Source organism: Blastocatellia bacterium (genome assembly GCA_035573895.1).
GTDB lineage: Bacteria > Acidobacteriota > Blastocatellia > HR10 > HR10 > DATLZR01.
On sequence record DATLZR010000053.1, the window covers coordinates 1 to 13,430 of the forward strand.

Sequence of the window (13,430 nt, forward strand, 5' to 3'; positions counted from 1 at the left end):
CCGCCACAAGAGGCCGCTTCCAGATTTTCTTCGTTCATCGCAAACGACATGAGCGATTTCTGTGAAACAAGGAGCACAGGCGCTCCAGCCGACAGTTGACGACCCGGACACCTTGCGCGCGTTCGGTTCGAAAGGGGCCAGCAGTAGCGAGCCCACAGTGACGCGCACAGATCGAGTCGCTTCCCCCGATCATTTCTGACCCGCTAGGGCAAGATGAGCGGTCTCCTTGCGCAAGTCCTGGCTATCGAGGGTGTAATTGAACCACCCGATCATCATCTCTTCCCAGGTTTGCTGTCCCCAGCGAACCTCCTGGGTTGGATCCGGGTTGTATTTATTGCCCGCCGAATTGTCATAGTGAGCGATGCATTCCAGCCGACTCCCCTTGGGAGCGGCGATGGGTTCCTTCACCCAGTATTCGAGCTGCCAGTTAAAGTTATACCTGGGCACGCGCAGCAGGACTTTGGTTGTCCCGTCCGGATAGATGAGACGATATTCGAAATCCTTGCCGCGAAGATGCATGTGAGGCATGAAGCTGAGAATATGAGCATCCTCCCGGAACTCGAAGTAGGAGCGTGCTTCGTAGTTGGGGTGACCGGGCGGAATCACGAAATTGCGATTGAAGGCTCCCGCCGTGATGACTCGCTTTTCCACCGGTGCCTTGGCGAAAATCAAGCCCACGCTCGTGCGGTCGGTGGCGGGTGTACCCGTCGTCGTATAGTGCATCTGGAAGATGAGCACGGATCCCTTCTTGATCAGTTTGGCGTGACCCGGACGGAGGACGAGCGGCGTCATGCCCGGAGCCCATCCGACCAGCATGCCGTCGGGATTGCGGGATGAACTGCGCCGCTGGCCGTCGCGCGACCGTCCTCCTCCCTCCGCATCGAAGCGTTCGCTGCCGGAGCGGAGTTCGCCCGGCGGAGGCAACGGTCCATCGCCGGGCTCCCGCACGGTGATGATGACGTGGTGCACGACGCTCGGATTGCCGCGCTTGATCTCCGCTGCCTGAACGTACTTGTCCTCGGTGAAGTTTGTAGGCACCACATAGTACTTGTAGGGAACCACGCCATCGGCGGGAATGCTGGCCTCCTCGGTCATGGAGAGAACGACGTCGGGTTTGCCGATAGTCCACTCCTCATCGGGAAACGTCGGCGGAGGCGGCAGGTCTTTGGGATTGCCCTCGCGGGCTCCACCATCCACCCAGGCCACCAGGGTATCTATCTCTTCCTGCGTCAATCGCCGATCGTTGATGAACTCCCCGTACTGCGGATCGGCATACCAGGGTGGCATCTCGCGCTGGAGAACGACTTGGCGGATGGCCTTGGCCCAGGGTCGCGCATCCCGATACGTCAGAAGCGACATCGGCGCGATCTGTCCCGGTCGGTGGCAGACCACGCAATGCTTGTAGAAAATGGGAGCGACATCGCCGGCGAACGTCACCGGACCTTTCTTTTTGGACTCCGCCGACGACGAGCCGCCAAGACACAACCCACAAACCATCACAACCACCGTCACTCCGAAGGCAAATGTCCTCTTCCGCATTGGTCTTTCCTCCTCTGCACCCCGTCTGAGGTTCGGTCACGATCAGTCAACCCAGACCCATCCGAACTCGGTATTGGAGGGCTGGGGATGGGTGAGATATTCCTCCTTCAACTGCGCGATTTGATCGGTCACAATGGCGTTGCGTTTGGCCTTCACGTCAATTTTGTATAGACGAGCGGCGTTCAGACCAAAGACCTTGGCCTTGATCTCTGGGGTGAGCTTCTTGTAGCCGTATTTCTCGGCGATATCGTCACGGATCTGGAAGCGCCGGAATCGCTCGATCTGGCTTTGCGGACTACCATTCCAGATCGAGTCGGTCCCCCAGATGATGTGATCCTCGCCGCCCGGAAGATTGAGCAGTTGACCGAACAGATGCATGGCCATTTCAGGTCGAATGCTCGACAGGATGTTCCAGGTCGAGCCCAGCTCGAAATAGACGTTCTGGAGGTTGTTACGGCGCACGATCTCGATCAACTCGGAAATCCAGGGAATGTACTGGGGATCGCTCCGTTGTTTCTCGCTCACGCGGGCCGTCGGATGGAACCCCGAATGGTAGATGATGAAGTTGAGGTCGGGAAAATCCTTGGCCGCTTTCTCGACATCGCGAGGATGGCAGTGCTCTTCATTGAACAATCCGAGCGGCAGCCCTTTATGGATGCAGAGGTTCTTGATGCCGAGCTTCCGCGTCCGCTCCCAGAAGGGATAGGCGACCTTCTCGTCGTCCAGCCACCAGGCGCCCCGATTGATCTCCGCTCCGGGATACATCTTCCAGGAGTCGATCTTGAGGACTTTGACCTGACGCTCCATCTCCTCGAATTCGGCCGGACCACGATTGGGGCGCAAGAGGCCGTGCGAGAGCATCCGCTGCGATCGGGCCCAGCGATTGATATCGTTGCGCGTTTTCACCATCTTATCCGGCGGAAGGATGTTTTCATTCCACTCCGATGAGGGGACACCACTGATGATGGCCATGAGCGTATCGGAATCGAAAAACAGCTCCTTGACATAATGAGCCTGATTGAGTGCTTCGAGTGCCTCTTCGGTCGTTTGCTCGTTGGGACGGAAGCGACGCAAGAAGGCAGCGGCCTGGCGTCCGGCCTCGGTGCGATGAAACCAGCCGGACTCAACATCAATGTGGTGGGTCTGGTTGTCGAAGATGAACTCGGTCTTAGGCCACCGCTCGACGGACGCAGCGGGGTCGAGCGCCTCAATGGGATCAACCTCGTAGACTTTGCCAAAGACCTCGTTGTAGCAAAGCAGCGCGGCGGCCATGCCGCAGGACGTTTGCAGGAACTGACGACGCGTCATGCCCAGCCGCTTGGCGCATTGATCAGCCATCTCGCGCAGCCGGTATCCCACTTCCTTTTGTTTTTCCGTTTGCGGCGGCGGAATGAATTCTTCGTTGGAACAAATCTGCAACGGAATGGGGGATTGAAGATCGGACTGATCATCCAGATAGCACTTGCGAATCCACATCGCTTATCCTCCCTCCCTGCTCCCGGGCGCGGAGAAAGCACCCGTGAGAAGAAACACAGAGGCAGAGCCTGGAGGGTGTGGCCTTCGGAGGGCTACAGTCAGCTCTCTGCCTCTGTGAGCAAGGAAAAATCACATCCCGCCAGGGGGCGAGGGGTCGAGACGGATCCGGAAGCCTGGACCTTCGTTCTCGACCCACAAGCGAGCCCCACATGAGCCTCGCCCCTTCGCCGGGTTAGAAACTCACGCGGGCGGCGAATTGGAACGCCCGTGGACCTCCCTGACCGAAGTTCTGCCCGGCCCGCAACGTCGGTTGACCGAAGCTGAAACTGGTCGGAGGCTGCGAGGGATTGGCCGTGAAATCGAGCGCCCCGCTGTAGCCGCCCAGATTCGCGATATTGAAGAGATTGAAGACCTCGGCCATCACCTGAAGCGAGACGCGCTCGGCCAGCCGGAACGATTTGGAAACCCGGACATCCGTTGTGTGGAAACTATCGCCGAACTCGAACTGGCCGGGAAGGACAAGGAACGGAATGGTGGCTCCGGCGGCATCACGTTTGCCGGCAAAATTCTGATTGAACTCGGCGACGAGTCGCGCCAGGTCTTCCTTGCTCGTTCCGTAGCCCAGCGTGTTAATGGGCAATCCCGGCAGCGTATCGCCTCGGGTCCCGTCCCCGTTGAGATCAATGTTGCTGGGAATGCGAGCATTGAAGGGACCCGGACTGCCGTGAGCTGTGATGACCGACAGTTGGAAGCCGCGCGGCAGATCCACCACCGCACTGACAACGAGCGACTGACGCGGACTGATCGGCCCGTGATGTCGGAACCAGTCGGTCAGGTCCTCACCGGTGAAGAAGGTGGTTTGATCCTGAAGAGCATAGGAGGCCGTGAACAGGTAGCGCCGGGAGAAGCGCTTGTCGAGCTTCACGAGCAGCGCCTTGTAGGTCCGTCGCCCGCTGTTTTGACGGATTGAGATCGGACCGTTGGAACACAGGACGCGCGGATCGGCCGCCTGCGCTCCCACACACCGAGGAATGATCGGACCTCCGACGCGATTGAAGAGATTGCGGTCATTCTGCATCTCCATGTGGAGCCAGTGCCGCCAGACGAAATCCGCCGACAGCGCCATGTCATGTGGCAACTGTCGCTGCACGCCGAGGGTATAGTGCTCGGTATACTCGACCGGAATGACCGGATCGTAAATGTCGTTCCCCGTCTTGAAGAAATCAATGCCGGTCAAGCCGGCATTGCCGAGGGCTTGAAGCCGCGCCTGAATCACCGGCGTCTGGGTCGCCAGCAGATCGAGGAAATTCTTCCCGGTGAACTTGGTGGGAATCGTCGTGAAATTGATCGGCGCGCCGACGGGCGGATTGATCTGGTTGAGCGGCGCGGGCAGACCGGGGATCTGAGGGAACTGCAGAGGATTCTGGAAGAAGGCTCCCGATACGAGCACACGCCCGTTGCCCAGCGGCCCGATGTTGGCTCGCTCCTGAAGCCGACGGAAGAGGATGTTGGTGTCATAGAAAATTCCCGCACCACCACGAATCACCGTCTTGCCTTTGTTGCCGATGTCCCAGGCGAAGCCGAACGCGGGAGCGATGTTGTTTTTGTCCTTGTTGGTGGGGTTGAGGCTGCCGACGAGAGGACGAATGAGCGCGGGCTTGGGCAGATCATGGTTGTAGAGGGTGGTCTCAAACTGATAAGCCACGCCGTAACTGAGCGTGAAGCCGCGCGCAATAGTCCAGGAATCCTGACCGTAGAAGCGTATGCGATTGTTGCGACGCGCCTTGCCGACATTGAAAGGTGGCGGCTGGGAAGGATCACCTATGCCGACGAACGCCACCGCGATGGGAAGCTGCAAAATATCCGCGAGCGTCAGGGGAACGCCCGGTCGCGTGAACGCTGCCGGAAGCGGAATGGTCAGGGCCTGCTTGGCCGCATCAGGCAGCGGCGCTTGGGCTACCTGCGCATTCACCAACAACACGTTGCGGGGATCGTGCAACACGATGACGGCAGGTTCGGCAAAGGCCCAGGCTCCTTTCCCGTATTGATGTTCCCACTCGGCACCGAAGCGGAAGCGATGATCCCCCTTGAGCCAACTGATGTTTTCATTGGTCTGGTAGCGGTAGAGCCGTCGCCACTGCGGCGCATTGGAGCTATTGCCGATGACGAAGTTCGTGCCCAAAACCTGCACTTGCGCCCCTCCCAGACCGATACAGGTCGGCAACGACGGCGGACATTCGCGGGCTGTGGGCGTATCGCTGTTGTTGCCGATGCGATGGAAATTGAACCGAAGATCGTTGATGAGGTTGGAGCCGAGCAACGTCGTCAGCGCTCCCTGAACGTTGTAATCCCGATTTCGGTTGACCCGCCAGACCGAGGGTAACTGGTTGGTTCCATCAGGGGCATAGGCATCGTTATCGTCTCCGCTAAAGCGGAGGAACATCGTGTTGCGATCGCTCAGACGAACATCGCCGCGCACGTTCCACACCACCGCATCGTAGGTGCTCGTGGTGATCGTGTCGAACTGGCTGAAGGCGGGAAATCCGGTGTGAATCGTGGAAATCGCCGAATTCTGATTCAACCACTCGACGTTGCCAAAGAAAAACGCTCGATCCCGCTTGATGGGACCGCCGAGAGAGCCACCATACTGAGCGCGCTGGAAAAAGGGATCAGGATTGAAGGCGCTCCGGCGCAGTGTGGGAAAGGCAGCAATGTTGTGATCCCGGTAGTAGTAGAAAGCGGTGCCGTGAAACTCGTTCGTGCCCGTGCGCGAGATGATGTTGACTGCCCCCACACCCGTATACCCGGTCGAGAGATCGAAGTTGAACGTGGAGATTTGAAACTCCTGAATCGTCTCGGTCGAGAAATTTTGTCCGGCTCCACCGGTGACCTGATCGGTCACACTGCCACCATCAACGGTGATGCGCGTGCGTTCGGCCGGGGCACCGGCCACCGACACGTTGAACAGATTATTGGCTGCGCCGGGATTGGAGACGGATACCGTCACGCCCGGCTCGAGCATCGCCAGCTGGAGGAAGTTTCGCCCGTTGAGCGGCAGAGCGTCAATTTTCTGTCGGGTGATGACACCATCAATCTTATAGCTGGTTCGGTCAATGAGCGGCGCTTCGCCGACGACCTCAACGACTTCACTCGGCGAGCCCACGCGGAGCATGCAATCCCCCGAGCTGGTGCTGCCCACCTGCACGGTGATCGTTTGAACGGACGTGGTGAATCCCGGCGCCTCCACGCGGACTTCATACATGCCGGGGAGGAGATTATCCGCCACGTAGGATCCGTCGGCGCCGGTTGTGAGCCGACGCGTATCTCCGGTGGCACGATTGGTAATGGTGACGGTGGCGCTCTGAATCACAGCGCCGCGCTCATCCACCACGGTCCCGCGAATCGAGCCCGTCGGATTCTGGGCCCCGATGGCCGGAACCATGACGACCAGCGTCACCACCACGAAGGACGGGAAAACGGTGCGACGCGACAATCGGCGCATAGTTTTTACCTCCTCTGGGTCATCTATTTCGCGGTTTGTGATGCATAAGGCCGAGACCACGCAGGGCGACGCTCGCTCTACCAAACCGGCAGACGAAAGCCCTCACTTTCGACTCAACCAGAGGACCATGGAGTTGTCGCCTGCCACACCGTCCCTCACCTTATTTGCTTTCCCTCCCTTGACAATGTGTGTACGGTGCGGCCAGTTCTTACCATTTTCCCCCGGGGCCTGTCAAGATCAAAACGGTCATTTCTACCGACCGGTCAGATGGTATTTTTGTGGGTTCGCTGCTTGACTCCAGCGGGTCCTCCGTGATACATCTTGCCCTCCATTGCAACACCTACGCGCGTGGGGACTGTCCGCAAGGAGCGCGGACTTTCGAGTCTGCGAGCGCGATGGTGCAACACCTGCGAGTGTGAGACTGTCAGCCAGGGCCATGCGGGAACTCAGATCAAGGAGGTGGTAACCATCATGGACGGATTGATGATGAACTTCCCTCTCACTCTCACCCATTTCCTCCGTCGGGCCGAACGATATTTTGGCCGGACGGAGATCGTCTCGCGTCGCGCCGACGGGAGCCTCCATCGTTATCGCTACGCCGATTTTTGCGAGCGCGCGGCCCGATTGGCGAATGTATTGCGCGGACTGGGTCTGCAGCCCGGCGACCGTGTGGCGACATTCGCCTGGAATTCGCATCGTCACCTGGAGGCCTATTTCGCCGCTCCCTGCGCCGGTTTTGTGCTTCATACGCTCAATGTGAGATTGCATCCTACCGATGTCGCCTACATTGCCAATCACGCCGAGGACCGGGTGGTGCTGGTGGATCACAGCCTTCTCCCTCAGTTCGAGAAGATCGCCCCACATCTGCGGACCGTTCAGCACATTCTCGTGATGGCCGATGGGCCGTATGAGACATCGCTTCCCGCCACTCTGGACTACGAGACGATGCTCAACCAAGCGTCCCCCACCTGTGAGTGGCCTGAGCTCGAGGAAAACACGGCGGCGGCGTTGTGCTATACGTCGGGGACGACGGGGCACCCGAAAGGGTGCTTATACAGCCATCGGGCTCTTTTCCTTCACTCGTTGGCCGTCGCTCTGGCCGATGGCATCGGCGTTACCGAGCGAGATGTAGTCATGCCGGTCGTTCCCATGTTTCACGCCAATGCCTGGGGCCTCCCCTTTGCGGCAACGCTCGTCGGAGCGAAACAGGTCTTCCCCGGGCCGCACCTTCAACCCGAAGCGCTGGCCGATCTCATCGAGAGCGAGCGCGTCACGATCTCGGCGGGCGTGCCGACGGTCTGGATCAATCTCCTCGCCTATCTCGAACGCGAGCCCCGCGACGTGAGCAGCCTGCGCCTGATGCCCGTGGGAGGATCGGCGGCACCTCGGGCTCTCATCGAGGGCTATCAGAAAAAGCTCGGCGTCCAGATCCTTCACGCCTGGGGAATGACCGAGATGACCCCTCTCGGCACGTGCAGCCGCCCGGCTCGCTTCATGAGCGACTGGTCCGACGATGAACTGCTTCGCATCCGCTGTAAACAAGGGCGTCCCGTCCCTGGCGTCGAGCTTCGGGCCGTGGATGAAAACGGTCAGGAGATCCCCTGGGACGGCCAGACGATGGGCGAACTTGAAGTGCGTGGCCCCTGGATCATCCGCGCTTACTACAACGCGCCGGAGAGCGCCGATCGCTTCCACGACGGCTGGTTCCGCACGGGCGATGTGGTGACGATTGATCCCGACGGTTACATCCAGATCGTTGACCGCACCAAGGACGTTATCAAAAGCGGCGGCGAGTGGATTTCCTCCGTCGAACTGGAGAACGCCATTATGGCTCATCCCAAGGTGCTGGAAGCGGCCGTCATTGCCGTCCCGCATCCGAAGTGGACCGAACGCCCGCTGGCCTGCGTCGTTCCGCGACCGGAATATGCCGACCAGATCACCAAGGAAGAGATCCTGGAATTCCTCGCGCCCCAGGTCGCCAAGTGGTGGTTGCCGGACGACGTCGTCTTTCTCGACCAGATCCCCAAGACGAGCGTGGGAAAGTTCGACAAAAAAGTTCTCCGCCAGCAGTTCCAGAACCGACCGATCCCTTCGTCGGTCCCGACGGAGTAAAGCGGGAATGGTGCTCTCGGCTGGTTCCGTGATCATTTTCACTCTCTTAATGGCCCTGGGGGCTCAGAGTCCCTCGCCTCCCTCAGGGGGCACACTCCGCGGATTCGTCGCCGATCCCTCCGGGTCGGCCGTCGTCTCGGCGCAGGTCACGGTGACCGACGCACATCGTCGGATGCGGCAGACCGTTCGCACGAACTCCGAGGGACGGTTCACACTTCCCTTGCCCGCCGGCGAAAATTACGAACTGCGCATCACTGCCGATGGTTTTGTTGAGCATGTGCAGCGGGTCACCCTAGCTGAGAACGAGACCATCTCCCTCAGCATTACGTTGGCCATTGCTCCCCTCACGGAGACACTCGTGGTCACGCCGGGACGCACGGAGCAAAAATTGGGAGATATTCCGGCCCCGGTCACAAGCCTGGCGCGTGGCGCGGTGGAGTCGTCACCCGCGCTTGTTGTGGACGATCTGCTGCGTCAGGTCCCGACGTTCAGTCTCTTCCGCCGGTCGAGCAGTCTCGCGTCGCATCCCACCACCCAGGGCGTCTCGTTGCGGGGAATCGGGCCGAGTGGCGTGAGCCGCACGCTCGTCCTTCTGGACAATGCGCCGTACAATGATCCGTTCGGCGGTTGGGTGGCCTGGAGCGGGATTCCACTGGAAACGGTCGAGCGGGTCGAGATCGTGCCGGGAAGTGGCTCCCATCTCTACGGTACATATGCTTACGGCGGCGTCATCAATATCCTCACCCGCGCCCCGGAACGGCGAAGCTGGCGACTCACGACCCAGTTCGGCACTCAGGAAACGGGAACGCTCGACGGAGGATTCAGCGATGTTTTCGGTCGCTTCGCTTTCTCTCTGGGGGGCAGCTACGTGTCAACCGATGGATATCCGGTCGTCGCTCGTGCCGAGCGCGGCGCAATTGATACAACCGCCACTGCCCGGTACGGGACGGCCAGACTGACGCTCGAATACGCGCGGTCTCGCGTGCGCCTCTTTCTCCGGGGCCATTTGCTCGATGAACACCGGCGCAACGGAACTCACTTGCAGAGAAATTCCACTGTGGCCAAGTTCCTGACAGGGGGCATCATCGGTGATACCGCCGGCGGCAGTCACTGGCAAATTCTCACATTCGCTCACCTCAAAGCATTCCACAGCACCTTCACCGAAATTGCCAGCGATCGGAGCCGGGAACGAATCACGCTCTTTCAACGGGTTCCGACCAACAGTGTGGGCTCTTCTTTTCTTTGGTCCAGGCGCATGGCCCACCGTCACCTCCTTACGGCGGGAACCGACCTCCGCTGGATTGAAGGCCAGAGTCAGGAACTCGTCCCATCAGCGACGGGGATCGTTGTTCGTCGGCGTGTGGCTGGAGGAACGCAGTGGCTGGGAGGATTTTTCTTCCAGGATCAGGTGATGGCGACCGAGCGACTGACGATCACCCTCACGGGGCGATTCGACCACTGGCGAAACACCGATGCGCTCAGCCGGGAAACAGTCCTCGCCTCCGGCGATTCAACCGAGACGCGATTCCCCGTCAAAAGCAATAGCCTCGTCAGTCCCCGCGTCGGCGTACTCTATCGGGTCACCGACCGATGGTCGCTCTGGGGAGCGGCAAGCGGTGGGTTCCGGGCCCCGACACTGAATGAGCTGTACCGCCAATTCCGTGTGGGCAACGTCGTCACGCTGGCCAACGACCAGTTGGGGCCGGAACGACTCCTCGGGGGCGAAGGTGGCATCCGTTATGCTCCCGCGGACAATCTCCTGTTTCGGCTGACAGGCTTCTGGAATCGCATCACAGGGTCCATCTCCAACGCAACATTGAGTGTCACGCCCACTCTCATCACCCAGAAGCGACAGAATCTCGGTCGCACGCGCATCCGGGGACTCGAAGCGGACATCGAATACCGGCCCACGACGCGATGGCGGTGGACGGCCGCCTATCTCTACGATGATGCGACCATTCGCGAGTTCCCCGCCAATCCCCTGATCGAAGGGAATCGCATCCCACAGGTACCGGCCCACCGGTTCTCGATTCAGGCTCAATACACCCATCCGTCACGACTGTCCATCTTCTGGCAGGGCCGGTTCGTCAGCAGACAATTCGATGATGACCGAAACCAGTTCGCGCTGGAGAGATTCTTCCTGGCCGATCTCTCTCTGAGCCGATCCTGGAGCCAGGGGATTGATCTGTTCGTGAATGTCGAGAACCTGTTCAATACAACCTATGCTGTTGGAAAAACTCCTTTCACGACCGTTGGCGCACCGCGTCGGATTCGCCTGGGGATTCGTCTTTCTCTCGCCCCACGATGACCGTGAGCAGAGGTCTTCACATTATGTGGCGTGATTCACTGGCCCTTTTCGGAGGAGAAGGGAAATGGTGAGACAAGTGCGTGCGTTGGCTGTGATGATGGTGGTCGGTGTCGGGTGGCTCGCTTATTCCAGACCAACTTTTCCCTACCCGTCCTACTTATTGAAAGCGCGCAAATACGGAGCCAGGGATTGTTCCTTCTGCCACGCCGATGCGGCCGGGGGAAATTCCTGGAACGAGCGTGGCCTGTGGCTCATCCGGGAGAAAGAACGACGTCGAGCCGAGGACATTGACGCTGACTGGCTGGCCGAATACAAACCCGGTGCCTCGGACGAGAGTTCCTCAGACAAAAAGAATTTCATAGCCCCTCCTGTCGTGGCGGGCGGACCCGATGACGACCCGCTCAATCTCCACGCCCAATGGGTGTCTGCCCACAATCCCCCCGACCGCGAGAGGCTGGCTCGTCTGATCGCCGATGATTTCCTGGCGACGACGGCGGAGGGAACGACCCTCACCAAGGAGCAGGCCATCGCCCGCATCCTTCAGATGAAACCTGAATCCGTCCGTGCAGAGGACGTCGTCGCCCGGTATTACGGCCCCGTCGCTGTGATTCGAGCGCGATGGATAGTGGAATCTTCCTCGGCTCCCGACCAGAGCGGGAATTTTCGCTCGACCGAAGTCTGGGTGAAACAGGACGGCGTGTGGCGGATCGTTTCCCTTCACCTCTCGCGGATTCGGTAAACGCCCTCACGTCACCCGGTATTGATCGTCGTCTTGGCAGGTGCCCGCATCAAGCCGACCCGGGAGTCAAGCGACATCGAACTATCGCCACCACCCGACCACCTGCACAGCGTGTGTCAGTCCGCGTGAGCCGGCTCCCCCCCTCAGGATTTCGTCTGACCTCTGCTTATTTGCCATCGAGAGAGAAGGCGTAGAGCTTGTTATTTCCCTTGCCGATGCGCAAGAAGGTATAGCCGGAACCGACGTAGAGGACGCCATCAACGACCGTCGGCCCGCCACCCACGGCTCCACCCGTGTCAAATTCCCAGAGAATTTTTCCGTTGCGCGCATCGTAGGCACGAATGAATCCCTTCGAGGATCCGGCAAACACCAATTTATTCGATCCCCGTCCGGTGACGGTAATCGGTCCGAAATTGGAGCCGCCGTCAGGACAAGGAGTCTGCCAGAGGATTTTCCCGGTGGCTCCATCAAGCGCTGAGACCGATCCCTGCTTGGGATGGTTGGAAATGGCGACATAGACGCGCTCTCCATCGGTCGCGTTTCCAAACTCGACGCCGCCCAGTTTGCCGCCCGGCCCAACTTCGGTCTTCCATACGAGAGTACCCGTGTCCGGGTCCAGCGCATAGAACCAGCCGCTCTTCTGGCCTGCCCCGATGAGCTGCTTCCCGCGTGGTCCCCTGAATGTGATGGGGATGGAGCCAAAGTCAAAATCCATATCCTCGCATTCGGGATCGTTCTGACAATCAAACGTCCAGATGTCGTTGGGCACCGCCTGGTAGGCCCACACGAGCTTGCCCGTGTCGAGTTCGAGCGCGATGATGGCATCGGTGAATTTGGAGGGCGGGCCGGTGTACTGGTTGCCGGTCGTGAGGTAGAGCCGATTAGCGCGCGGGTGGATGGCGACCGTTGACCACACGGCACCGCCGGCGGGACCTCGAAGAGTAATTCCTCGCTTATTTTTACCCCGAGGTACCGGCGTCTCCGGGATGGTATAAAACCGCCAGATCAAGTCTCCCGTCCCGGCATCAAATGCCGCCACCCCTCCGCGAAATGTGCAGCATTCGTAACGGGGATCGCGCAGCACAGCTCCCTCCTCATGGGAGGAGATGCCGATGTAAACGCGGCCATTGTAGTAAATGGGCGAACTGGTCACGACGGCGTAGCGGTGATCATCAATCCGCCGCTTCCATTTCAGTTCGCCCGTTCGCGCATCCACCGCATAGAGGCGGCCGGCGAGATCGCCGAAGAAGACCCGACCATCCCCATACGCTGTTCCGACGCGTACGGGACTGCCGGTTTCAAACATCCAGATCTGTTTGCCGGTCTTTGCATCAACGGCATAGTGTCGGCCATCCCATGAACCGAAATAGACCACGCCCCCGACGACCGTGGGCTGGCTCGATACATCGCCCTCGGTTTGAAAAATCCACTTGGGCTTCAACCGTGAGACCGTCGCCGGTGTGATCTTCCTTTCGTAGGGGTTGTAGTGTGATCCGGCCAGATCACGACCATAAAGGGGCCACTCCTGCTCCTGATTATTCGTTTTGGTCGGGAACGGGAAGATGACCACAGTGAGGAGAAAAATCCACACGACGACTCCCATCGCACGCTTCATTGGCATGGCTCCTTCCTCGAAGAGATGTGGTTTACGGGCGGCAATTATAGTGTCAGCCCTATCCGTGTCAAGTTCACGAAGCCCAAAGGGGAGCACGAGAGCTTTTGCCTTCGAGGAGGGGACCGAGGAAAATAGGGAA

Annotated in this window: 7 protein-coding genes; 3 read left to right on the forward strand and 4 right to left on the reverse strand. The window is 59.6% G+C overall.

Translation table 11 applies throughout. The annotated features are described in order from the left end of the window. Positions 1-189: 189 nt before the first annotated feature. The 3 genes from VNM72_05815 to VNM72_05825 form a co-directional block, all read right to left on the reverse strand. Positions 190-1,539 carry a cytochrome c gene (locus VNM72_05815; protein ID HXF04914.1) on the reverse strand — a complete coding sequence of 450 codons (1,350 nt, stop codon included), beginning with the start codon at positions 1,537-1,539 and terminating at the stop codon, positions 190-192. Positions 1,540-1,581: 42 nt separating this feature from the next. Further along, positions 1,582-3,015, reverse strand: a complete 1,434-nt coding sequence (locus VNM72_05820; protein HXF04915.1) for an amidohydrolase family protein — start codon at positions 3,013-3,015, stop codon at positions 1,582-1,584. 232 nt (positions 3,016-3,247) lie between these two features. Beyond that, on the reverse strand, positions 3,248-6,517 hold the full coding sequence (locus tag VNM72_05825; GenBank protein HXF04916.1) for a TonB-dependent receptor: 3,270 nt from the start codon (positions 6,515-6,517) through the stop codon (positions 3,248-3,250). Between the two features lie 471 nt (positions 6,518-6,988). Between VNM72_05825 and VNM72_05830 the strand changes: the two genes are divergently transcribed. The 3 genes from VNM72_05830 to VNM72_05840 all read left to right on the forward strand — a co-directional run bounded on the left by VNM72_05830 (position 6,989) and on the right by VNM72_05840 (position 11,676). Continuing rightward, entirely contained in the window at positions 6,989-8,629 is a 1,641-nt protein-coding gene (locus VNM72_05830; GenBank protein HXF04917.1) for a long-chain fatty acid--CoA ligase, read from the forward strand. A 7-nt stretch (positions 8,630-8,636) separates the two neighbouring features. Then, entirely contained in the window at positions 8,637-10,937 is a 2,301-nt protein-coding gene (locus VNM72_05835) for a TonB-dependent receptor (GenBank protein HXF04918.1), read from the forward strand. Between the two features lie 64 nt (positions 10,938-11,001). Continuing rightward, positions 11,002-11,676, forward strand: a complete 675-nt coding sequence (locus VNM72_05840; GenBank protein HXF04919.1) for a nuclear transport factor 2 family protein — start codon at positions 11,002-11,004, stop codon at positions 11,674-11,676. 166 nt (positions 11,677-11,842) lie between these two features. Here VNM72_05840 and VNM72_05845 read toward each other — a convergent pair whose 3' ends face one another. After that, positions 11,843-13,297, reverse strand: a complete 1,455-nt coding sequence (locus tag VNM72_05845; protein ID HXF04920.1) for a PQQ-binding-like beta-propeller repeat protein — start codon at positions 13,295-13,297, stop codon at positions 11,843-11,845. Between the last annotated feature and the right edge of the window lie 133 nt (positions 13,298-13,430).

Coding starts and splice junctions, on each gene's coding strand:
- VNM72_05845 (HXF04920.1), bottom strand. CDS start 13,297: ATGCCAATGAAGCGTGCGATGGGAGTCGTCGTGTGGATTTTTCTCCTC.
- VNM72_05835 (HXF04918.1), top strand. CDS start 8,637: ATGGTGCTCTCGGCTGGTTCCGTGATCATTTTCACTCTCTTAATGGCC.
- VNM72_05825 (HXF04916.1), bottom strand. CDS start 6,517: ATGCGCCGATTGTCGCGTCGCACCGTTTTCCCGTCCTTCGTGGTGGTG.
- VNM72_05840 (HXF04919.1), top strand. CDS start 11,002: ATGGTGAGACAAGTGCGTGCGTTGGCTGTGATGATGGTGGTCGGTGTC.
- VNM72_05830 (HXF04917.1), top strand. CDS start 6,989: ATGGACGGATTGATGATGAACTTCCCTCTCACTCTCACCCATTTCCTC.
- VNM72_05815 (HXF04914.1), bottom strand. CDS start 1,539: ATGCGGAAGAGGACATTTGCCTTCGGAGTGACGGTGGTTGTGATGGTT.
- VNM72_05820 (HXF04915.1), bottom strand. CDS start 3,015: ATGTGGATTCGCAAGTGCTATCTGGATGATCAGTCCGATCTTCAATCC.